Origin of the sequence: Kumtagia ephedrae (genome assembly GCF_003012745.1) — a bacterium.
GTDB classification, from domain to species: domain Bacteria; phylum Pseudomonadota; class Alphaproteobacteria; order Rhizobiales; family Rhizobiaceae; genus Kumtagia; species Kumtagia ephedrae.
The window spans coordinates 101,744-121,880 of record NZ_PXYK01000015.1 but is presented as its reverse complement, the minus strand read 5'-3'; the positions used below and the strand labels follow the sequence as shown (position 1 = coordinate 121,880).

At 68.9% G+C, this 20,137-nt stretch carries 17 protein-coding genes; 13 read left to right on the top strand and 4 right to left on the bottom strand.

Going from position 1 to position 20,137, the window contains the following annotated elements; translation table 11 throughout:
• The 13 genes from C7I84_RS16560 to C7I84_RS16500 all read left to right on the top strand — a co-directional run bounded on the left by C7I84_RS16560 (position 1) and on the right by C7I84_RS16500 (position 14,205).
• Complete coding sequence (locus C7I84_RS16560) at positions 1 to 1,113, top strand: sulfate/molybdate ABC transporter ATP-binding protein (protein ID WP_106773313.1); 1,113 nt, start codon at positions 1 to 3, stop codon at positions 1,111 to 1,113.
• A gap of 213 nt (positions 1,114 to 1,326) precedes the next feature.
• Positions 1,327 to 1,524: a hypothetical protein gene (locus tag C7I84_RS16555; protein ID WP_106773312.1), complete on the top strand. Its 198-nt coding sequence runs from the start codon at positions 1,327 to 1,329 to the stop codon at positions 1,522 to 1,524.
• Positions 1,521 to 3,515 (top strand): hydantoinase/oxoprolinase family protein, encoded by a 1,995-nt coding sequence (locus C7I84_RS16550; RefSeq protein ID WP_106773311.1) that lies wholly within the window; start codon positions 1,521 to 1,523, stop codon positions 3,513 to 3,515. The genes C7I84_RS16555 and C7I84_RS16550 overlap by 4 nt, the downstream gene beginning before the upstream one ends.
• Before the next feature lie 162 nt (positions 3,516 to 3,677).
• On the top strand, positions 3,678 to 5,855 hold the full coding sequence (locus tag C7I84_RS16545) for a malate synthase G (RefSeq protein ID WP_106773310.1): 2,178 nt from the start codon (positions 3,678 to 3,680) through the stop codon (positions 5,853 to 5,855).
• A gap of 370 nt (positions 5,856 to 6,225) precedes the next feature.
• The gene (gene tsaB / locus C7I84_RS16540; RefSeq protein ID WP_106773309.1) at positions 6,226 to 6,918 is read left to right on the top strand and encodes a tRNA (adenosine(37)-N6)-threonylcarbamoyltransferase complex dimerization subunit type 1 TsaB; all 693 of its coding nucleotides are present in this window, start codon (positions 6,226 to 6,228) and stop codon (positions 6,916 to 6,918) included.
• On the top strand, positions 6,918 to 7,412 hold the full coding sequence (gene rimI / locus C7I84_RS16535; protein WP_106773308.1) for a ribosomal protein S18-alanine N-acetyltransferase: 495 nt from the start codon (positions 6,918 to 6,920) through the stop codon (positions 7,410 to 7,412). Before tsaB ends, rimI begins: the two co-directional genes overlap by 1 nt.
• A gap of 307 nt (positions 7,413 to 7,719) precedes the next feature.
• Entirely contained in the window at positions 7,720 to 8,520 is an 801-nt protein-coding gene (gene olsA / locus C7I84_RS16530; protein WP_106773307.1) for a lyso-ornithine lipid O-acyltransferase, read from the top strand.
• 44 nt (positions 8,521 to 8,564) lie between these two features.
• On the top strand, positions 8,565 to 9,968 hold the full coding sequence (miaB, locus tag C7I84_RS16525; RefSeq protein WP_106773306.1) for a tRNA (N6-isopentenyl adenosine(37)-C2)-methylthiotransferase MiaB: 1,404 nt from the start codon (positions 8,565 to 8,567) through the stop codon (positions 9,966 to 9,968).
• A gap of 71 nt (positions 9,969 to 10,039) precedes the next feature.
• Positions 10,040 to 11,035 carry a PhoH family protein gene (locus C7I84_RS16520; protein WP_106773356.1) on the top strand — a complete coding sequence of 332 codons (996 nt, stop codon included), beginning with the start codon at positions 10,040 to 10,042 and terminating at the stop codon, positions 11,033 to 11,035.
• A gap of 29 nt (positions 11,036 to 11,064) precedes the next feature.
• A complete protein-coding gene (gene ybeY, locus C7I84_RS16515; RefSeq protein WP_106773305.1) occupies positions 11,065 to 11,568 on the top strand; it encodes an rRNA maturation RNase YbeY in 504 nt (167 codons plus the stop codon).
• 28 nt (positions 11,569 to 11,596) lie between these two features.
• Positions 11,597 to 12,664, top strand: a complete 1,068-nt coding sequence (locus C7I84_RS16510; RefSeq protein WP_106773304.1) for a hemolysin family protein — start codon at positions 11,597 to 11,599, stop codon at positions 12,662 to 12,664.
• A gap of 291 nt (positions 12,665 to 12,955) precedes the next feature.
• A complete protein-coding gene (gene moeB, locus C7I84_RS16505; protein WP_106773303.1) occupies positions 12,956 to 13,717 on the top strand; it encodes a molybdopterin-synthase adenylyltransferase MoeB in 762 nt (253 codons plus the stop codon).
• Positions 13,714 to 14,205: a GNAT family N-acetyltransferase gene (locus C7I84_RS16500; RefSeq protein ID WP_106773302.1), complete on the top strand. Its 492-nt coding sequence runs from the start codon at positions 13,714 to 13,716 to the stop codon at positions 14,203 to 14,205. Before moeB ends, C7I84_RS16500 begins: the two co-directional genes overlap by 4 nt.
• An 88-nt stretch (positions 14,206 to 14,293) precedes the next feature.
• On the opposite strand, the gene C7I84_RS16495 is transcribed toward C7I84_RS16500, so the two are convergent.
• From C7I84_RS16495 to C7I84_RS16480, 4 genes are all read right to left on the bottom strand, one after another.
• Positions 14,294 to 15,115: a DUF1236 domain-containing protein gene (locus tag C7I84_RS16495; RefSeq protein WP_106773301.1), complete on the bottom strand. Its 822-nt coding sequence runs from the start codon at positions 15,113 to 15,115 to the stop codon at positions 14,294 to 14,296.
• Between the two features lie 181 nt (positions 15,116 to 15,296).
• Positions 15,297 to 16,025, bottom strand: a complete 729-nt coding sequence (locus C7I84_RS16490) for a nucleotidyltransferase family protein (protein WP_106773300.1) — start codon at positions 16,023 to 16,025, stop codon at positions 15,297 to 15,299.
• A complete protein-coding gene (gene tsaE, locus C7I84_RS16485; protein WP_106773299.1) occupies positions 16,025 to 17,521 on the bottom strand; it encodes a tRNA (adenosine(37)-N6)-threonylcarbamoyltransferase complex ATPase subunit type 1 TsaE in 1,497 nt (498 codons plus the stop codon). Before tsaE ends, C7I84_RS16490 begins: the two co-directional genes overlap by 1 nt.
• Before the next feature lie 11 nt (positions 17,522 to 17,532).
• A complete protein-coding gene (locus C7I84_RS16480; RefSeq protein WP_106773298.1) occupies positions 17,533 to 20,073 on the bottom strand; it encodes a sensor histidine kinase in 2,541 nt (846 codons plus the stop codon).
• Between the last annotated feature and the right edge of the window lie 64 nt (positions 20,074 to 20,137).

Genomic DNA, 20,137 nt, shown 5'->3' with positions numbered 1-20,137 from the left:
ATGGACGTTTCCATCCGCAATGTGCGCAAGGAGTTCGACCGGTTTCCGGCGCTCCGCGACGTGTCGCTCGACATCCGCTCGGGCGAGCTGATCGCCCTGCTCGGGCCCTCCGGCTCGGGCAAGACCACGCTGCTCAGGCTGATCGCCGGGCTGGAGCGGCCGACCGAGGGTGCCGTCTTCTTCGGCGACGAGGACGCCTCGCACAAATCCGTGCAGGAGCGCAATGTCGGCTTCGTCTTCCAGCATTACGCCCTGTTCCGCTATATGACGGTCGCCGACAATATCGGCTTCGGGTTGAAGGTGCGGCCGGGCGCGACGCGGCCGCCCTCGGCCGAGATCCGCCGCCGAGCCTCCGAGCTGCTCGACCTGGTGCAGCTTTCCGGGCTGGAGAAACGCTACCCCAACCAGCTTTCCGGCGGCCAGCGGCAGCGCGTGGCGCTGGCTCGGGCGCTCGCCATCGAGCCGAAGGTGCTCTTGCTCGACGAGCCGTTCGGCGCGCTCGACGCGCAGGTCAGGCGCGAGCTGCGGCGGTGGCTGCGCGAGATCCACGACACCACCGGCCACACCACCGTCTTCGTCACCCACGACCAGGAGGAGGCGCTGGAGCTGGCCGATCGCGTCGTGGTGATGAGCCAGGGCCGCATCGAGCAGGTCGGCACCGCCGACGAGGTCTATGACACGCCCAACTCGCCTTTCGTCTACGGATTCATCGGCGAGTCGAGCTCGCTGCCGGTCAGGGTCGAAGGCGGCCAGCTCTGGCTGCAGGACCGCACGCTGGGCCTGACGGCCGAAGACGTGCCGGACGGCGACGCGACGCTCTATTTCCGGCCGCACGACGTCGAGCTCATCACGGACGGCTGCGGCGGCTGCATCGCCGGTACGGTGGCGGCGAGCCGCCGCGTCGCCGGCACCCGCCGCGTCGAGCTGGAGATTGGCGGCGATCGCCACCGCGTCGAGATCGAGCTGCCGATCGAGCATCCGGCCGCCCAGAAGAACCGCGTCGCCTTCCGCCCGCGCCGCTGGCGCGTGTTTTCCGAGAGCGGCGCTGTCGGCGGTCCGGTGGCCAGCAATGGCCGTGTACATCATGAGGAGCTGGCGCGGACCGGGACGTGAGTCCCTCCCCCTTGAGGAGAGGGTGCCGAGCTAAGCGAGGCGGGTGGGGTAACCTCAGCTGCCTCGACGCGGAAAGAACGTAGAGCACTGCCGCGGCGACCCCTCCCGGCCGCTTCGCGGCCACCCTCCCCTCGAGGGGGAGGGAATGCCGCGCTGGCGTCGCCTTTCGATCTGGGCTAGAAGCCGGCATCGGATTCCTCCAGCCCGCACCTGATGCCGCTTCTCCCCCGCCTCGTTTTTGCGCTCGTCATCGCCGCCCTGTGCTCGGGCTGCGCCGGCAGGACCGCGTCCATCCGGCCCGTGTCCGCGCCTGCTCCGCAGGGCGATTTGCCGGCCGAAGAAACGCCGGAGCCGCTGCCGCCCGGGGTGAAGCCGCTGACGGTCGAGCAGGAAGAGATGATGTCGCAATGAGCCTCTATCTCGGCATCGACACCGGCGGCACCTATACCGACGCGGTGCTGTGGTCGGAGGCGACGGGTGTCGCAGCCAAGGCCAAGGCGCTGACGACCCGCCACGACCTCGCCGTCGGCATCGCCGGCGCGGTGGATGCCGTGATCGAGAAGGCGCGGGTCGATCCGAAGGCGGTCAAGCTGGTCTCCATGTCGACGACGCTCGCCACCAACGCGCTGGTCGAGGGGCAGGGCGGCCGTGTCGCGCTGGTGATGATCGGCTTCGGCCCCGCCGACCTTGCCCGCGACGGCCTCGACAAGGCGCTGGGCGGCGATCCGGTGGTGTTTTGCGAGGGCGGCCACGACGTCCACGGCAATGCCCGTCCGCTCGATCTCGCGCCGCTGGAAGCGGAATTGCCGGCGCTTTCCAATTCGGTGTCCGGCTTCGCCGTCTGCGCCTATTTCGCGACGCGTAACCCGGCCCACGAGATTCTTGCCCGCGACCTGATCCGCGAGCGGACCGGCCTGCCGGTGACGGCAAGCCACGAGCTGTCGGCAAAACTCGGCGGGCCGCGCCGGGCGCTGACGACGCTGCTCAACGCCCGGCTGATCTCGATGATCGACCGGCTGGTCGCCGCGACCGAAGGCTTTCTGGAGGCGCGCGGCATCGCTGCGCCGCTGATGGTGGTGCGCGGCGACGGCGCGCTGGTGTCGGCGGCCTTTGCCCGCCAGCGGCCGATCGAGACCATCCTGTCGGGTCCGGCGGCGAGCCTGGTCGGCGCCCGCCACATGACCGGGCTGGACGACGCTGTTGTCTCAGACATCGGCGGCACCACCACCGACGTTGCCGTGCTCGACCAGGGCCGGCCGCGGCTCGATCCCGAGGGCGCCACCGTCGGCGGTTTTCGCACCATGGTGGAGGCGGTGGCGATGCGCACCTTCGGCCTCGGCGGCGATTCCGAGGTGCGGCTGGAAGAGGGCGCGCTGATCCCGAAAATCCTGCTGGGGCCGCGCCGGCTCGTGCCGCTCGCGCTGGCCGGGCAGGCGCATGGCGAGACGGTCCGCCAGCACCTGGAGCGGCAGCTGCGCGCGCCCAATCCCGGCCGCATGGACGGCCGCTTTGCCATGCGCACCGGCGTTCCAGACCGGCTGGCCGCCGGTTTGACCGGGCCGGAGCAGAAGCTTTTCGACGCCATCGGCCCGGTGCCGCTGCCGCTCGACACGCTGCTTTCCTCCACCGCCCAGTCGGCGACGCTCAACCGGCTGGTGGCGCGCGGGCTCGTCCATGTCTGCGGTTTCACCCCGTCGGACGCCGCCCACACGCTTGGCCGCCAGGCCAACTGGGACGCCGTCACCGCCCGGCTCGGGGCGGAGCTGTTCGCACGCCGCCGCGACGGCCGCGGCCAGGCGATCGCCGACACGCCCGAGGCGCTGTCGGAACGCGTGCTGGCGACGGTGACGCGCCTGTCCGCCGAGGTGATCCTGGAGACGGCCTTCGCCGAGGACGGGCTCGACGGCGCTGCCACGGTGGCGCATGCGCTGGTGCAGCGCGCGGTCGACGGCAGGGAGGGCATCGCCCGCTTCACCCTGGCGCTCGACCGGCCGGTGATCGGGCTCGGCGCTTCGGCGCCGCTGCATTATGCCGGATTGCCGGCGCTGGTCGGCAACCGCTGCGTGGTACCCGACGACACCGACGTCGCCAATGCGCTCGGTGCCGTGGTCGGCCAGGTGCGGGTTTCGGTCGAGGCGGTGATCAGCCAGCCGAAGGAAGGGCTTTTCCGGCTTTCGGCCGGCGATTTCCTGCGCGACTTCACCGATGAAGGCGCGGCCGTCGCCGCGGCCGAGAAGCGGGTGCGCGACCTCGCCGCCGAGCGGGCGCTGGTCGCCGGCGCCGAGGTCGCCGAGGTGGCCGTCGAGCAGGACGTGCGCACCTCCACAGTCGAGGGCCAGCGCATGTTCATCGAGGCGCGCATCGTCGCCGTGGCGACCGGCCGGCCGCGCATCGCGGCGTAGGCGGTTCCGAAGCGCCGCGCTGCCGCCCGGCAGGGTCGGGCTCGACCTTGGTCGCAGGGGCACCGATCGTACGCCGTTTCACCATTGACGCAAGGGTCGCGCATGTGTTGAACGGACCCAGCCATTGGTTTGCCGCAGCGCAGCGACGAAAGGGTTTTTGCATTGTCCGACACGATCGACATCGACGGCCTGACGGTCGCGCGCGTGCTCTACGATTTCGTCAACGACGAGGCCATGCCCGGCACCGGCGTGGAGCCGGCCGCCTTCTGGTCCGGCTTCTCCGCCCTGGTGCATGACCTCGCGCCGAAGAACCGCGCTCTGCTCGCCCGCCGCGATGAGCTACAGGGCAAGATCGACGCCTGGCATGGGGAGAACGGCGCGCCGGCGGACCTCGCCGCCTACCGTCAGTTTCTCACCGATATCGGCTATCTCCTGCCGGAAGGGCCGGACTTCGAGATCGCGACCGAGAACGTCGATCCGGAGATCGCCGAAATCGCCGGGCCGCAGCTGGTCGTGCCGGTGATGAACGCCCGCTATGCGCTGAACGCCGCCAACGCCCGCTGGGGCTCGCTCTATGACGCTCTCTACGGCACGGACGCGATCCCGGAGACCGACGGGGCGGAGAAGGGAAAAGGCTACAATCCGAAGCGCGGCGCGAAGGTCGTCGCGTGGGCGCGAAAATTCCTCGACGACAGCGTTCCGCTCGACGGCGCGAGCTGGAGCGAGGCGAAGGCGTTTGCGGTGAAGGATGCAAGGCTCGCCGTGGCGCTGCTCGACGGCCGCACGACCGGCCTGAAGGATGTGGAAAAATTCGCAGGCTATCTCGGCGAGGCGAGTGCGCCCGGCCAGTTCCTGCTGAGGAACAACGGCCTGCTGATCGAGGTGCTGGTCGACGACACATCGCCGATCGGCAAGGACGACCCTGCCCATATCGCCGACGTCTGGGTCGAGGCGGCGATCACCACCATCATGGACTGCGAGGATTCGGTCGCCGCCGTCGACGCCGAGGACAAGGTCGTCGTCTACCGCAACTGGCTCGGGCTGATGAAGGGCGACCTTGCGGAAGAAGTCACCAAGGGCGGCAAGACCTTCACGCGAAAGCTCAATCCGGACCTCGACTACACCGCGCCGGACGCCTCGACCTTCCTGGCAAAGTGCCGCTCGCTGATGCTGGTGCGCAACGTCGGCCACCTGATGACCAATCCGGCGATCCGCCTGTCCGACGGCAGCGAGGTGCCGGAGGGCATGATGGATGCGGCCGTCACGGCGCTGGCCGCGCTGCACGACGTCGGCTCGAACGGCCGGCGCGCCAACTCGCGCACCGGCTCGGTCTATGTGGTGAAGCCGAAGATGCACGGGCCGGAGGAAGTCGCCTTCGCCGTCGAGATTTTTGCGCGCGTCGAAAAGCTGCTGGGGATGGCGGAAAACACCATCAAGATGGGCATCATGGACGAGGAGCGGCGCACCACCGTCAACCTCAAGGAGGCGATCCGCGCCGCCAGGGAGCGGGTCGTCTTCATCAACACCGGCTTCCTCGACCGCACCGGCGACGAGATCCACACCTCGATGGAAGCCGGCCCGATGATCCGCAAGGGCGACATGAAGCAGGCCGCCTGGATTTCCGCCTACGAGAACCGCAACGTCGACGTCGGGCTGCAATGCGGGCTTGCCGGCCGCGCTCAGATCGGCAAGGGCATGTGGGCGATGCCGGACCTGATGGCGGCGATGCTGGTTGAGAAGATCGCCCATCCGAAAGCCGGCGCCAACACCGCCTGGGTGCCGTCGCCGACCGCCGCGACGCTGCATGCCACGCACTACCACAAGGTCGACGTGCATGCCGTGCAGGCGGCGCTGAAGAGCCGGCCGCGGGCCAAGCTGGACGACATCCTGTCCGTGCCGGTGGCGCCGCGCCCGAACTGGACGCCGGAGGAAATCCAGCGCGAGATCGACAACAATGCGCAGGGCATCCTCGGCTATGTTGTGCGCTGGATCGACCAGGGGGTCGGCTGCTCCAAGGTTCCCGACATCAACGACGTCGGCCTGATGGAGGACCGCGCGACGCTGCGCATCTCCTCCCAGCACATCGCCAACTGGCTGCGCCACGGCGTGTGCACGAAAGAACAGGTCATGGACTCGATGCGGCGCATGGCGGCGATCGTCGACCGCCAGAACGCCGGCGATCCGCTCTACCGGCCGATGGCGCCGGATTTCGATGCTTCGATCGCCTTCCTCGCCGCCTGCGACCTCGTCTTCAAGGGCGCCGAGCAGCCCAGCGGCTACACCGAGCCGGTGCTGCATGCGCGGCGGCTGGAGCTGAAGGCGAAGGACAGGGCGAGATGACAAGCGCGGCCCAGCCCTCCCCCTCGGGGGGAGGGTGGCCAGCCGAAGGCTGGCCGGGTGGGGTCGCAAAGGCCGTGCTCGACGTCCTCATTCGCGCTCCGCGCTGCCGGACCGACCCCACCCGCCTCTCGAAGGGGAAGGCAGTCGCGTATGAGTCTACCCCCACCCCTAACCCCTCCCCACAAGGGGGAGGGGGATCTTGCTGCGCCTCTGCCATACGCCAATCATTGACGATTCCGGTCGGCACGGCGGCCGCAAGGTCCCCCTCCCCCTTGTGGGGAGGGGTTAGGGGTGGGGGTATCGGGCGATCGAATTCGCCGGTTGCCAAATGCGATTGCGCTGCCTCGAGGGGGAGGGAGAGCGCTGTATCATGATCCTGCTCGCCATCGACTGCTCCGCCGGCCTGTGCGCCGCCTGCGTCTACGACACGGAGGCCGGACGCGAGCTCGGCCGCGCCGTGCGCGATCTCGGCAAGGGCCATGCCGAGCACCTGATCGCGGTGATCGAGGAAGCGCTGGGATCAGCCGGGAAGGCCTATGGCGACCTCGGCGCGGTCGGCGTCTCGGTCGGGCCGGGCTCGTTCACGGGCATCCGTGTCGCGGTATCGGCAGCCCGCGGCTTCTCAGTCGCCCTCGGCATCCCGGCGATCGGCGTCGACACGCTGGAGGCGCTGGCGGCCGAGGTGCGCGACCGGCTGGGCGCGAAAACCGTGCTGGCGGGGCTGGCTTCCGGTTCGGGCGAGGCAGCGCCGGCGGTGCAGGCGGCCCTTTACGATGATTTTGGACAGGAGCTGTATGCTCCCGCAATCGTGACGTTGGGCGACGCGGCTGATCTGGCAAGAAAGAAGCGTGCGGTGCTCGCCGGCACGGCGGCGGGACGTGTTGCCGCGCTCGCCGGCGGCGGCTTGACGATCGCCTCGGAGGCTGCCACGGCGGACATCGGCGTCTACGCGAGAGTCGCGGCCGCCAAGGGTACGGCGGGAGGCCGTCCGAGCCCGCTTTATCTGCGCGAGCCGGACGCCAAGCCGCAGGCAGGCTTCGTCCTGCCGAGACGGGAGGAGTGATGCGCATACCGTTCATGCAGCCCCGCCAGCGGGAGTTCGCTGTGGGGCCGCTCACGGCCTCGGACCTGGCGGCCCTCGCCGCCATTCATCGCGAGGATTTCGCCCGGCCGTGGAGCGAGGAGGAGTTTCACGGCCTGCTCACGCAGGACACGGTGTTCGGCTTCACCGTGCGTGAGGTCGGCCACGGCCAGGAAGCGCCGGCGGGCTTCGTACTGGCGCGGCTGGTGGCCGGCGAGGGCGAGATCCTGACGGTTGCGGTGGCGCGCGCCAGCCGCCGGCAGGGGCTGGGCTGGCAGCTGATGGACGCCGTGCTGCGCGACCTGCATGCGCGCCGCGCCGAGGCATTGTTCCTCGAAGTCGACGAAAGCAATGCCGCGGCGCTGGCGCTCTATCGCCGCCTCGGTTTCCTGCAGGTCGGCCGCCGCGCCAACTATTACGCGAATGCAAGAGGGCCGGCCGGCGGGGCGCTTGTGATGCGCCGTGATCTCCGTTAAGTATTTTGCCGCCAAATCGGATGCAATTCTGCCGGTACGGGCTCTCTTTGAACTCAAGATCTCTGCCGCAGGTCATGCCTCCGGGCACATTCAAGGCAAAGGCCTCGACTTCAACCAGAACCTGGCCCGGCATCCAGGGACTTCCCCTGTCGGGTTTCTTGCTTCGGGACCGGCTTGAACGCAGCTTCGGCTGTGGCCCGCGTCGCTCCCGTCGCGTTTTTCCCGTCACCGGACGATCGAATCGCATCCGGTTTGGTCCCTTCCGCAAAGCCCGCCCCGGCAGCACCGGCGGAGAGACCGCGCGGCGATGATCGGGACGCTGCGGACCGTCTTCGCGCTCGCTTGCGTGGCGCTTCTCACCCTGGCGATGGCCCTGCCACAATGGCTGTGCGTGACCACCGGCCTGTGCCGCGGCCGCCGTCTGCTGCGGCTCTGGCATCGGACGACCGCGCGGCTGCTCGGGCTGCGCATCCGCGTTTTCGGCAATCTCGCCCATGGCCGGCCGCTGCTGATCGCCTCGAACCACGTCTCCTGGATCGACATCGTCGTGCTGGCGGCGGTGGCGGACGTCTGCTTCATCGCCAAGTCGGAGATGGCCCGTTGGCCGGTCTTCGGCTGGTTCTCCAGGATGCAGCGCTCCGTCTATGTCGAGCGCGACAGGCGCGGAAAATCCGGCAGGCAGGCGAGCGAGATCGCGGCGCGGCTGGCCGAAGGCGACGTCATGGTGCTGTTCGCCGAAGGCACGACCGGCGACGGCAACCAGATCCTGCCATTCAAGACGACGCTGTTCGGCGCCGCCTCGATGATGCTGTCGGCCGGAAATCACGAGGAGATGTGGATCCAGCCGGTGGCGCTCGCCTATACGCGGCTGCAGGGCCTGCCGATGGGCCGCCAGCACCGCGGCATTGCTGCCTGGGTCGGCGACGAGGATCTGGTGCCGCACCTTGCAACGGTGCTTCGCGAGGGCGCGCTCGACGTCGAGGTGCATTTCGGCGAAGCGGTGCCGTTCACGGCCAAAAGCAGCCGCAAGGATGTGGCCCGCCAGGTCGAGGGCCGCGTGCGCGAGATGCTGCACGCGGCGCTCGCCGACCCGGCTCCGCGGAAATGACTTGCGTCTGTCCTTCGACGAAAAAAGACGCTAGAAGCCCGGCAATGGAGCATGTTGAGATCGACCGCGCGGGCGAACCGGTGATCGGGACGGGCGCGCAAACGCAGGGCGGCAAGAAGGTCTTCGTCAAGACCTATGGCTGCCAGATGAATGTCTACGACTCGCAGCGCATGACCGATGCGCTGGTGGCCGACGGCTATGCCGCGACCGACCGCATGGAGGAGGCCGACGTCGTCCTGCTCAACACCTGCCACATCCGCGAGAAGGCGGCCGAAAAGGTCTATTCCGAGCTCGGCCGCATCCGCGAGGTCAAGCGCGAGCGCGAGAAGGCCGGCGCCGGGATGACGATCGGCATCGCCGGCTGCGTCGCCCAGGCGGAGGGCCGCGAGATCATCCGCCGGGCGCCGGTGGTCGACCTGGTGATCGGCCCGCAGACCTACCACCGCTTGCCGGAGGCGCTGCGCAAGGTGCGATCGGGCGAGAAGGTGGTCGAGACGGACTATGCCGTCGAGGACAAGTTCGAGCACCTGCCGCAGGCCCGCCGCGCCGACATCGCCAAGCGCGGCGTGACCGCCTTCCTCTCCGTGCAGGAAGGCTGCGACAAGTTCTGCACCTTCTGCGTGGTGCCTTATACGCGCGGTTCAGAGGTGTCGCGGCCGGTCGCGCAGATTGTTGGCGAGGCCGAGCGGCTGGCCGGCGCCGGCGTACGCGAGATCACGCTGCTCGGCCAGAACGTCAATGCCTGGCACGGCGAGGGGCCGGACGGCGCCGAATGGGGCCTGGGCCGCCTGCTGTTCCGGCTGGCCGAGATCCCCGGCGTGGCGCGGCTGCGCTACACCACCAGCCATCCGCGCGACATGGACGACGCGCTGATCGCCGCGCATCGCGATCTGCCGGCGCTGATGCCTTACCTGCACCTGCCGGTGCAGGCGGGCTCCGACCGGATCCTCAAGGCGATGAACCGGCGCCACAAGGCGGCGGACTATCTGAGGCTGCTTGACCGCATCCGCGCTGCCCGCCCAGACATCGCCATGTCCGGCGACTTCATCGTCGGCTTCCCCGGCGAGACCGACGCCGATTTCGAGGCCACCCTCGATCTGGTGCGCGCCGTCGGCTATGCGCAGGCCTTCTCCTTCAAATATTCGCCGCGGCCCGGCACGCCCGGCGCCGAGATGAAGGGGCACCTCCCGGAAAAGGTGAAGGACGAGCGCTTGCAGCGCCTTCAGGCGCTCCTATTTGAGCAGCAGCACGATTTCACCCGGAGCCGCGTCGGCATGCGCTTCGACGTTTTGATCGAGAAGCCGGGCCGCCAGGCCGGCCAGCGGGCCGGCCGGTCGCCGTGGCTGCAGCCGGTAATCGTTGATGAAACCGTCGGCGAAATCGGCGAGATTGTTCCAGTGCGAATCACCAGGGCGGAAGCCTCGACGCTTTTCGCCGAGCCCGCCTGAGGCGGACGGAAGAGGAGAGACGTTTGGTCGCCAACGCAGATCTGAAGCAGGCGCCTTCCGGGGCGTCCGACATGGCGCACATCGTCCTGACCTTCGACAACAACAAGCACGCCGGCGCGCTGTACGGCCAGTTCGACGAGAACCTGGCGCGGCTCGAGCAGAAGCTCGGGGTCGACATCCGTTCGCGCGGCAACCAGGTGTCGATCAAGGGCGACGCCGTTGCCGCCGAGCAGGCGCGGCGGGCGCTCGACCATCTCTACGGCATCCTGCAGAAGGGCGCGCTGATCGCCCAGTCGGACGTCGACGGCGCCATCCGCATGGCGATCGCCGCCGACGACCAGTTGACGCTGCCGACGCTGGAGCGCAAGGGCAAGGTGGCGGCCGCGCAGATCTCGACACGCAAGCGTACCATCTATGCCCGCTCGCTCAACCAGGACGCCTATATGCGCGCGCTGGAGCGCGCCGAGCTGGTGTTCGGCGTCGGCCCGGCCGGCACGGGAAAAACCTACCTGGCGGTGGCGCATGCGGCGATGCTGCTGGAGCGCGGCATGGTCGAGCGCATCATCCTGTCGCGCCCGGCGGTGGAGGCGGGCGAGCGGCTGGGCTTCCTGCCCGGCGACATGAAGGAGAAGGTCGATCCCTACCTGCGGCCGCTCTACGACGCGCTCTACGACATGATGCCCGCCGACAAGGTAGAGCGGGCGCTGACCGCCGGCGTCATCGAGATCGCCCCGCTTGCCTTCATGCGCGGCCGCACCCTGGCGCATTCGGCTGTCATCCTCGACGAGGCGCAGAACACCACGCCGATGCAGATGAAGATGTTCCTGACACGTCTCGGCGAGAACTCGCGCATGATCGTCACCGGCGATCCCACGCAGATCGACCTGCCGCCGCAGACGAAATCGGGCCTGGTGGAAGCGCTGCGCATCCTCGACGCCATTTCCGGCGCGGTCATCGTCCGGTTCGGCGACGTCGACATCGTGCGCCATCCGCTGGTCGCCGAGATCGTGCGCGCCTACGACCGCGACGCAAAGCTTTCGCGTGGGCTGGGCGTCGACGAGGATTGAAGCAAAAGCATTCGGGAATCCGCTGACCCATGCCTGCAAAGGCCCGGAAGGAACAGACGATTGCCGTCGAGATCGACCTGACGGTCGAGGCGGGCGACTGGCCATCCCAGGAAGCGCTAGGCACGCTCGCCGCCCATGTCGTCGAAGCGGCCCTTGCCGAAGCGGGCGCGCATGCGAAGCACCCGGTGGAGCTCAGCCTGCTGTTCACGGACGACGCGCATATCCGGACCCTCAATGCCGAGTGGCGCGGCAAGGACAAGCCGACCAACGTGCTGTCCTTTCCGGCCTTCCCGACGACGGTCGGCGATCCGCTGCCGCCCATGCTGGGCGACATCGTTCTGGCCGCGGAGACGGTCCGCGGCGAGGCGGAACTGGAAGGCAAGCCGCTCGATCACCATATTACGCACCTCATCGCGCATGGCCTCCTGCACCTGATCGGGCATGACCACGAGACGGACGCGGAGGCGGACGCGATGGAGGGGCTCGAGCGCCGGGCGCTGGCGAGGCTTGCCATTCCCGATCCCTACGCGTAACAGGAAGGCGTCAAACGACCGGAACGAGATGAACGACACTCCCGAGACTGCCGCCAGCCCCGATACGGGCAGCGTCAGGAAGATCGCGGACACGGCAGAAGAACCGCCCAGTCCGAGTACCGCCGCGTCGGCCGTCGCCGAGCGCTCCTCCTTCATAGACTGGCTGTCTGCGCTGTTCCGCCAAAAGAACGGCAGCACGCTGCGCGAGGACCTGACCGACGCGCTGGCCGAGAGCGCGCCCGACGGCGAGGCGTTCTCGCCGGCCGAGCGGGCGATGCTGAACAACATCCTGCGGCTGCGCGAGGTGCGCGTCGAGGACGTGATGGTACCGCGTGCCGACATCGAGGCCGTCGAGATATCGATCACGCTGGGCGAGCTGCTCAACGTGTTCGAGCAGTCCGGCCATTCGCGCATGCCGGTCTATGCCGAGACGCTCGACGATCCGCGCGGCATGGTCCACATCCGCGACGTGCTTGCCCACATCACCCGCTCCGCCCGCGCCAGGAAGGGGCGCGCCACGCGCAAGCCGCCGGCCGGAGCGGTGGCGCTCGACCTCGCCAATGTCGACCTCGGCCGTTCGATCGGCGAGCTCAACCTGATCCGCTCGGTGCTGTTCGTGCCGCCGTCCATGCTCGCCTCCGATTTGATGGCACGCATGCAGGCAGCGCGCACCCAGATGGCGCTGGTGATCGACGAGTATGGCGGAACCGACGGCCTGGCCTCGCTGGAGGACATCGTCGAGACGGTGGTCGGCGACATCGAGGACGAGCACGACGAGGACGAGCCGCTGATCACCCAGGCGGGCGACGGCGTCTACATCGTCGACGCCAAGGCCGAGATCGACGACGTAGCCAAGCTGATCGGCGACGATTTCGCCCCCGGCGAGCACAGCGACTATGTCGACACCATCGGCGGGCTGATCTTCAACGCGCTCGGCCGCGTGCCGGCGCGCGGAGAGGTGGTGCAGGCTGTACCTGGCTTCGAGTTCCATGTGCTCGATGCGGATCCGCGCCGGGTGAAGCGGGTGCGCATCGTCGAGGGCAAGGCGGAGCGCCGCCGCCGCGCCGCCAAGATGGAGCAGGCGGAGCAGGATTAGGCCGGGTTCCCGCCCGGGAACGATTTTGCCCGGCCTGTCTGAAAGCCGAATTTCGTTCGTACGAGATCGGCGCTCGAAGCGGAAGCGCAGGGGACAGTTACTTTTCGGCCCGCGCGAGCTCTGAATCGCTGCGGCTTTTCTGCCGAAAGAAAGTAATACCGCGCCGTCTCGGTAGCGAACGTCCTGCGCCAATTTCGGGTTGTGGGGTAGAGCGGGCAAACCTGTCCCCTGAGCCCAAGACGGACCGGGTCCGGCGTTTCATTCCAGCCTTCGCCACGCTATGTTCCAGCCATGACCGCCGCCCCGCTCTCCCCTGAAGAACTCGAACGCTACGCCCGCCACATCGTCCTGCCCGAGGTCGGCGGGGCGGGGCAGCAGAGGCTGAAGCGGGCGCGGGTGCTGGTGGTCGGCGCCGGCGGGTTGGGCGCGCCGGTGCTGCAATATCTGGCGGCCGCCGGGATCGGCACGCTGGGCGTGGTCGACGACGATACCGTGTCGCTCTCCAACCTGCAGCGGCAGGTGATCCATGACACCGCGTCGGTAGGCGAGGCGAAGAACGCCAGCGCCGCCCGCGCGATCGCCCGCATCAATCCCGGTGTGACGGTGGAGGCTTATGACCTCCGCCTCACCACCGGGAATGCGCGCGAGCTGGTGCGCGGCTACGACATCGTCGCCGACGGTTCCGACAATTTCGACACGCGCTATGCGGTGGCCGATGCCTGCGAGGCCGAGGAGAAGCCGCTGGTGCATGCCGCGGTCGGCCGCTTCGACGGCTCGATCACCGTGCTGAAGCCGTTCGAGGCGGATGGCGACGGGCGGCTGAACCCGTCCTATCGCGACCTCTTCCCGGAGCCGCCGCCGCCCGGCATGGTGCCCTCCTGCGCCGAGGCCGGCGTGCTCGGGGCGCTCACCGGCGTCATCGGGACGTTGCAGGCGATGGAGGTGATCAAGCTGGTCACCGGCATCGGCGAGCCGCTGGTCGGCCGGCTGCTGCTCTATGACGGGCTCGGCGCCCGCTTCGACACGGTGAGATACAGGCGCCCGGCAGCATGACCGCCTTGCCCGGCGCGCTGACGATCCGCCGAGGCGCCGCCGGGTTCACCGCCTGGGACGAGCTGCTTGCGCTGATCCTCGCCTCCTTCGCCTGGATGGAGGGTCGCATCGACCCGCCGTCCTCGGCGCTCAAGCTGTCGGCGGAAGGCCTGCGGGCGAAATGCACTGTCGAGACGCCGTTCCTCGCCTTTCTCGATGGGCGGCTCGTCGGCTGCGCCTTCCTGGCGGAGCGGACCGACCATTTCTACCTCGGCAAGCTCGCCGTCGCGCCCGGCCTGCAGGGCAGGGGGATCGGTCGGGCGCTGCTCGCCGCGGCGGAGGAGCTGGCGCTCGCTGCCGGCAAACCGGCGATCGTGCTGGAGACGCGGGTGGAACTGGTTGAGAACCATGCCGCCTTCGCGCGGCTCGGCTTTCGCGAGACCGGCCGCGGCGCGCATCCCGGCTTCGACCGGCCGACCTCGCTCACCATGCGGAAGGTGCTGGGGTAGGTGCCAAGGGATTTCTGACTCCGACCTTGATCGGCAGCCCTCGAAAAAGGACCCCGCTCGCGACGAGCGGGGCCAGGGCCGAACGGCATTAGGCCGCCAGGATGAAGACGATCTCGTATGTATTCGGATCGACGATGATGATGCGACCGTCAGCCAGAACGAAGAACTGATAGCGCTCATATTGCGGCACGATCTCGATGACGCGCGGCGGCAGCGGCCGCAGGGTCACGGTCCGCGGCACCTCGACGCCGACGCTGACGTCGATATCGATGTCGGCCGGCTCGGGTGCGCTTTCGACGATGATGTTGCGGATCTCGGTCCGCTGCTCCGTATTGATGTCGACGCTGGCCGTCGTCTCCCTGGAGACGTCGTTCTCGCCTTCGGTGGTGGAGGCGGTGCCTTCGGTCTTGTTCGTGCCTTCCTCGGTCGTCGACGCCGTACCCTCGGTTCCGCTCTTGTCCTCCTCGGTTGCAGCCGTACCTTCGGTCTTCTTCGTACCGCTGTCGGCCGCGGCTTCGCCCTCGGTCTGCTTGGTCGTGCCCTCGGCCTTGGTCGATGCGTTGCTCTCTGCACCGGCCTGGCCGGGCTTCTTCATGGCGTCGGCGCCGGCGCTTTCGGAGGCGGGCTCATCCTGCGTCGCGCCGGCAGCCTTGTCGTCCTGCTTCATGGCATCGGACGCGGCGGCGTCCGGCTGGGCCTGTCCGCCCTGCTGGGCGGGAGCCTGGACCCGTCCGGTCTTGCCGTCCTGGACGGTCCCGCTCGCCTCAGGGGAGGCTCCGCCCGCCTGGGGCGGCTTCACCACCGGTGCCTGGCCGGATGCTCCGGGGTCCGGTGCCTCCTGCGCGATGACGGGAAAGGCGAGAGCCGAGGACAGCAATGCCGCGGCGATCAGCGAAAGTCGGGTTCTCATCGGGTACCTCCATTGCAAGGACTTCCCTCGGATGCGCTAACCCGGGTGGAGTGCTGCTGTTCCGTCACGAAATGTGACGCGCTTCCGCAAGGCGTGCGGAATGTTCCGAAGCGTGAACGGATGGCAGGATCGGAGCCTGCCACCTGGAAAATATGGGCCGGCGGCTATGGAGGCGGCGGGGCTATTCGCTGCGTCCGAGGGCGCGGGCGACCGCCGCCTCGGCGGGTTGGATCGCGTCCGGTGTGCCGACCGTGATCCAGCTGCCGGAAAGCGGCATGCCGAACAGCCGGCCGGCGGCGATGGCCTGGTCGAAATAGCGGTTGAGCGACGTCTTGGCGACCGGCACGCCGGCGAAGATGCGCGGGTGCAGGATGCCGGCGCCGGCGTAGATCAGGCCGGACGGAGCGCCGGCGGCGCGCGCCAGCCTGCCGTCCGCGGCGAGCAGGAAGTCGGTGCCGCCGCTATGGCCGGTCGCGTTCTCCAGCGCCGAGAGCAGCAGCAGTATGTCCATCCGCTCGGAATCCCATTGCGCCGCGAGCCGCCGCAGGTTGGGCTCCGGGCCGTCGATCCAGAAGGTGTCGGCATTGAGCACGAAGAACGGCTCGCCGCCGAGTGCCGGCAGCGCCTTGACTATGCCGCCGGCCGAATCCAGCAGCCCCTCGCGCTCGTCGGAGATCACGATCTCCGGCACCGGCCGCGCGGCGACGTGGGCGACGATCTGGTCGGGCAGGTAGTGGACGTTGACCACGGCCTTCTCGACGCTGGCGGCCGCAAGGCTGTCCAGGCCCCAGTCGAGCAGCGCTTTGCCGGCCACTTTCACCAGGGGCTTCGGCAGCGTGTCGGTGATCGGCCGCATGCGCACGCCGAGCCCGGCCGCCAGCACCATCGCCGTTTTCGGGGCGCCGCTCATCAGTCCTCCGCCAGCAGGCCGTGCGCGTCGTACAGCGCCGCCACCGGCGCCAGCGCCGGATGCGCAAGCGCTCGCCTGACATAGGCGCGGATGCGCGGCAGGTGCTTCAGATACCCGGGCTTGCCGTCGCGTTCCTTCAGCCGCACGAAGATGCCGAGGATTTTCGTGTTCCGCTGCGCCGCGCAGATCGCATAGGCCTCGCGAAAAGCCGCCTCGTCGAAGCCGCCCGCGGCATGGCGCGCCGCCACGTAGGCGGCCACCGTCGCCTGCTCGATGTCCTCGGGGATGGTGACGCGGGCGTCCATGCCGAGCGAAGCGACGTCATAGGCGAGCGGGCCGATCAGCGCGTCCTGGAAATCGAGGACGCCGATGCGATCGCGCCCCGAGCGGTCATCGCGCCAAACGAAATTGGGCGCCTGGACGTCGCGCAGCACAAGGCCGGCCTCCGCCTTGTCGAGATGCTCGAACACGACGTTCCAGGCCCGTGCGAATTGCCGGCGCAAGTCGGCGTCGGCCGGCCGGCCCGTCTTCCACGGCACATACCAGTCGAGCAGCAACTCCGTCTCGATCGCCAGGGCGCCACGATCGAAGGGCGGCATGTCGTGGAACACGCCGGGCGCCGCCCGCAGCCGCGTCGGCCAGGGTTTTTCGTGCAGGGCCGCGAGCAGTTCGGCCGCCGCCGCATAGCGCCCGGCAACCGGCCGCCCCTCGGCATCGAGGAAACTGCCGGTGCCGAGATGCTCGAGCAGCAGAAAACCTTGATCGAGGTCGGAGGCGAGCACCTCCGGCGCCGCGATGCCGCGTTCGCGCAGGGCCTTGCCGATGGCGACGAAGGCCGCCACGGACTGTGCCGTGTGGGCGATCACGGCATAGGGCTTGCCGTCCTTGACCGGCGGTCCAAGCGCGAGGCGCGGCGAATTCATCAGGATGCGGTCCGGGCCGCCGGCGGACCGGATGGTCTCGTAGGCGCGTGCCGAGGCGTCGCCTGGAAACGGAATGCGGTCGGCAGCCTCCGCTTCGGCCCTGTCCAGGAAATCGCGGATCGCCAGCGAGCGCGCCACGCGGTCGAAGGCAGGTCCGCTGCCGGAGACGATGGCGCGGCGGCCCTCGCCCTCGTTCAGAAGCGCGACCGTGACGGTCCCGCCGGGCAGGCGGCCGCCGGCCTGCTCCGGCCACTCGACGACGACGGCGCCCTCGCTCAGCGCCTCGTCGAAGCCGAGTTCGTCCAGTTCCGACGGGCCACCCAGCCGGTAGAGGTCGAAATGGCTCACCGCCACCCGGCCGTCATAGCTCTGCACCAGCGTGAAGGTCGGGCTCGGCACTTCGAGCTCGGCGTCGCCGGCATTGGCGCGCACCAGCGCGCGCGCCAATGTGGTCTTGCCGGCACCGAGGTCGCCGGAGAGGGCCAGCGCATCGCCAGGCTTCAGCGCCAGGGCCAGGTCCTGGCCGAGCCGCGCCGTCGCCGCTTCGTCGGGCAGGAAACGTTCGAGGGTCATGCAGCCTTATATCACTCCGCCGCGGCGCGCACGCGCGACGGCACCAGCGGGAACAGGCAGGTCACCGTCGTTCCGGCGCCGGGGCCGGTGTCGATGCGAACCGTGCCGCCGTGGAGCTCGACGAAGCTCTTGACCACGGACAAGCCGAGCCCCGCTCCGCGGCGGCGACCGCCATTGACGCGCGATTCGAAGCGGCGGAATACGGTGTCGAGCACCTCCGGTGCCATGCCCGGACCGTCGTCGTGGACGGAGAACTCGACGCCCTGCGCCGTGGTCCGGCAGGCGAGCGTGATCGTGCTGGCCGCCGGCGCGTAGTTCACCGCATTGCTGAGCAGATTGTAGAGAACCTGGCGGATGCGTATCTCGTCGCCATGGAAGGTTTTCGGCGCCTCCGCGGTGTCGATCGCCAGCTTGATCGAATGCTCTTCCAGCCGGTCGCTGACCAGCGCCGCGGCCGCCGCGACCGTCTGGCCGATCCTCACCTCGGATATCTCAAGCTCCATGATGCCGGCATCGACGGTGGCCAGGTCCAGGATGTCGTTGACGACCGTCAGTAGGACCGCCGAGGACGAGCCGATATGCTCGACATATTCGCGCTGCCGCGGCGACAGCGGTCCGGTGGCCGGCAGCGACAGGAGCTCGGTGAAGCCGATGATGTTGGTCAGCGGCGAGCGCAGCTCGTATGACACGTGCTGGACGAAGTCGTTCTTGAGCTGGTCGGCCTTCTGCAACGCCTCGTTCTTGTCGATCAGCGCGCGCTCGACATTGACGCTGTCGGTGACGTCGACGAAGGTCATCATAACCTGGCCGTTGGGCAGGTGGATCACGGCGTAACGCAGCACCACGCCGCTCTTCAGCTCCGCCTGGCCGTTACGGTCGCGCCGCTCGTCGTCGAAACCGGTGACCGCCGCGACGAAGTCGCGCCACGGATTGTCGTTGGCGAAGGCGTCGCACCATGCCTGGATGGCGGAGATGTGCATCGACTGGGCGACGACGTCGGCCGGCAGCTTCCACAGCGCTGTGAAGGCCGGGTTGGCGAGCCGGATGCGGCCGTCCGGGCCGAACACCGCCACGCCCTCGGCGAGGTTGTCGAGGGTTTCGCCCTGCACCCGGACTGCCGTGTTGTAGCGGCTCTCGAGGTTCATCCGCTCGGTCAGGTTCTCGAAGATCCAGGTGACGCCGCCGTTCGACTGCGGATTGGCGACGACGCGCACCGTGCGCCCGTCCGGCAGATGCCACCAGTGCTCCTGCGACTGGACGGCGCGATAGGCCTCGAGCAGGTTCTCCTTCCAGCGCCGCCATTCCGGCTGCTCGGCGATCTTGCCGTCGCTGCGCAGCCGGTCGAGCAGCAGCGCGTTGTCGGGCGCGCTTTCGAGAAAGCTCGGCTCCAGTCCCCACAGCTTCTGGAACGCCTGGTTGAAGAAGCGCAGCTTCTCCTTGGCGTCGAAAATGGCCACCGCGGTGGTGAGCTGGTCGAGCGTGTCGGCGTGGCTGCGCACCGCGCGCTCGAACTCCTCGCGGATGGTCGAAGCGGCGCTGATGTCGGTGGCGAGGCCGGCGGCGCCTTCGCTGCCGGAGAAATCGGTCACGGCGAAGATGCGGCGGTCGCCGGCCACCACGGTCGAGACGGTCTGGTCGAAGACGCGGCTCTGCCGATGATGCGCGGCGATCGATTCACGCGCGATCGTACCGAGGAATTCCTTGTTGTCGCGCACCGCCTCGCCGCCGTCGACGGCCTCGACCGCCTCGGCATAGGCGCGGTTGACCCATTTCAGCCGGCCGTCGGCGGCGCGCAGCCAGAACGGCATCTTCAGCGCGTCGATCAGCCCGAGCATGGTGTCGTAGTCGGCGGCGAGCCGCTGGTTCTCCAGCTTCAGCCGCGCCTGCACGCGCAGGTTCTCCGACAGGCTGGTGAAACGCACGATCACATGCGAGGCGGTCTTGCGGCCCTGCACCTCGAGCGGCACGCCGGTATTGGTCTCGACCGTCAGGTCGAAGGCGACGGCCTTCTCGCGCAGCGCCAGGACCGCATGGTCGAGCGCGGCGGCCGAGCGCGGCATCAGCCAGCGGCCGAAGGCGAGGAAGGCGGCCCGCTCGTCCGGGGCGCCGGTATCGGTCGGCAACGCGCCCAGCAATTCCGCCTTCTGGCGATCGCTCGCCCATACGACGAGGCGCTGGTCGCGCAGGTTGAGCAGCGCGTCGGAGCGGTGGAGGGAAGCGTTGAGGTCGGCGACCCGGGCGCGCAGCTCGACATTCTCCGCGGCGGTGCGGGTCCGCTCGCGGATCAGCGCGATGGCCGAGATCAGCGCGGCACCCATCACGCCGGTGACGACCGCGATCTGGATGACCTCGACCGTGTTGACGGTGAGCGAGATCGCTTTCGCCTGGGCCAGCGCCGGCAGGAACGGCAGGCCCACCGAAAGGGCGGCGCCGCCGACGGTCGCCTTCAGCGCGCGGATGAGCACGGCGCGAAGCCCGCCACCCTCCATCCTCGAATCGGTGCGCCGGCCCGTTCCGGCCTGTCCCGCGTGTCGCGGGCCTTCCCCCGGCATGTCCTGTTCCTCTCCGCGCCTGTCTGCAAGACCGCCCCCGGTCCGACGACCGGATGGCCGTAAG

Coding starts and splice junctions, on each gene's coding strand:
- C7I84_RS16560 (WP_106773313.1), top strand. CDS start 1: ATGGACGTTTCCATCCGCAATGTGCGCAAGGAGTTCGACCGGTTTCCG.
- C7I84_RS16555 (WP_106773312.1), top strand. CDS start 1,327: ATGCCGCTTCTCCCCCGCCTCGTTTTTGCGCTCGTCATCGCCGCCCTG.
- C7I84_RS16550 (WP_106773311.1), top strand. CDS start 1,521: ATGAGCCTCTATCTCGGCATCGACACCGGCGGCACCTATACCGACGCG.
- tsaB (WP_106773309.1), top strand. CDS start 6,226: ATGATCCTGCTCGCCATCGACTGCTCCGCCGGCCTGTGCGCCGCCTGC.
- rimI (WP_106773308.1), top strand. CDS start 6,918: ATGCGCATACCGTTCATGCAGCCCCGCCAGCGGGAGTTCGCTGTGGGG.
- olsA (WP_106773307.1), top strand. CDS start 7,720: ATGATCGGGACGCTGCGGACCGTCTTCGCGCTCGCTTGCGTGGCGCTT.
- miaB (WP_106773306.1), top strand. CDS start 8,565: ATGGAGCATGTTGAGATCGACCGCGCGGGCGAACCGGTGATCGGGACG.
- C7I84_RS16520 (WP_106773356.1), top strand. CDS start 10,040: ATGGCGCACATCGTCCTGACCTTCGACAACAACAAGCACGCCGGCGCG.
- ybeY (WP_106773305.1), top strand. CDS start 11,065: ATGCCTGCAAAGGCCCGGAAGGAACAGACGATTGCCGTCGAGATCGAC.
- C7I84_RS16510 (WP_106773304.1), top strand. CDS start 11,597: ATGAACGACACTCCCGAGACTGCCGCCAGCCCCGATACGGGCAGCGTC.
- moeB (WP_106773303.1), top strand. CDS start 12,956: ATGACCGCCGCCCCGCTCTCCCCTGAAGAACTCGAACGCTACGCCCGC.
- C7I84_RS16500 (WP_106773302.1), top strand. CDS start 13,714: ATGACCGCCTTGCCCGGCGCGCTGACGATCCGCCGAGGCGCCGCCGGG.
- C7I84_RS16495 (WP_106773301.1), bottom strand. CDS start 15,115: ATGAGAACCCGACTTTCGCTGATCGCCGCGGCATTGCTGTCCTCGGCT.
- C7I84_RS16490 (WP_106773300.1), bottom strand. CDS start 16,025: ATGAGCGGCGCCCCGAAAACGGCGATGGTGCTGGCGGCCGGGCTCGGC.
- tsaE (WP_106773299.1), bottom strand. CDS start 17,521: ATGACCCTCGAACGTTTCCTGCCCGACGAAGCGGCGACGGCGCGGCTC.
- C7I84_RS16480 (WP_106773298.1), bottom strand. CDS start 20,073: ATGCCGGGGGAAGGCCCGCGACACGCGGGACAGGCCGGAACGGGCCGG.